The 352-nt window shown below is 68.2% G+C and carries 1 protein-coding gene; it reads left to right on the forward strand.

Going from position 1 to position 352, the window contains the following annotated elements; genetic code table 11:
* Nucleotides 1-18: 18 nt before the first annotated feature.
* The coding region (locus NP777_RS47345) for a ketoacyl-synthetase C-terminal extension domain-containing protein (RefSeq protein ID WP_308405434.1) at nucleotides 19-352 on the forward strand (334 nt) is incomplete at its 3' end.

Below are 352 nucleotides of genomic sequence, written 5' to 3' on the forward strand. Positions count from 1 at the left end.
TTGCCGCGGACGTTGCATGTGGATGAGCCGTCGCCGCATGTGGACTGGTCGGCCGGTGCGGTGGAGTTGTTGAGCGAAAGGGCTGCTTGGCCGGAGACGGGCCGGCCGCGTCGGGCAGGCGTGTCGTCGTTCGGGGTGAGTGGGACGAATGCGCATGTGGTGTTGGAGCAGGCGCCCGGGGTGGTGGAGAGGGCTCGGGGCGAGGGTGTGGTGTTGCCTGCGGTGCCGTGGGTGGTGTCGGGTGCGGGTGAGGTGGCGGTGCGGGGGCAGGTGGAGCGGTTGCGGGAGTTTGTGGTGGGGGATCCTGGGTTGGATCTGGTTGATGTGGGTTGGTCGTTGGTGGCTACTCGGT

The organism is Streptomyces rugosispiralis (assembly GCF_024505145.1).
GTDB classification, from domain to species: Bacteria; Actinomycetota; Actinomycetes; order Streptomycetales; family Streptomycetaceae; genus Streptomyces; species Streptomyces rugosispiralis.